The following is a 409-nucleotide window of genomic DNA, read 5'->3' as shown; positions in this document are numbered from 1 at the left end:
TGTTTTGAATGCATTGGGGCTGGCAGGGAAAAAATCTTTGATAGTGTTGGGTGACTCGAATAAAAACGTATATTTGTCGTCACGCAATTTAAAGGCCTCTGAGGTTATAAGTGCTTCAGAATTAAGCACTTATAAAATTTTAAACGCAAATAATCTTGTGTTTTTAGAGGGGTCCCTGGAAGGAATTGAGTTGAATTTAAGTAAATAAGCATTATGAGTATCTTAATAAAACCTATTATTACAGAGAAAGCTACAGCCGATAGCGAACTTAACAATAAGTACGCTTTTGTAGTTGATAATAAGGCGAATAAGATTGAAATTAAAGACGCAGTTGAGTCTGCTTATGGTGTTTCAGTTACTAAAGTTCGTACAATTAACGTTCGCCCGGACAGAAAAACCCGTTACACAA

The 409-nt window shown here is 35.5% G+C and carries 2 protein-coding genes; both read left to right on the top strand.

The annotated features are described in order from the left end of the window. On the top strand, window positions 1-208 hold a 208-nt coding region (gene rplD, locus HC176_RS17000), incomplete at its 5' end, for a 50S ribosomal protein L4 (protein ID WP_167920195.1). A 5-nt stretch (window positions 209-213) separates the two neighbouring features. Beyond that, the coding region (locus HC176_RS16995) for an uL23 family ribosomal protein (protein ID WP_167920193.1) at window positions 214-409 on the top strand (196 nt) is incomplete at its 3' end.

It is taken from the genome of Tamlana crocina, assembly GCF_012037625.1.
This window is presented reverse-complemented; position numbering and strand designations above follow the sequence as displayed.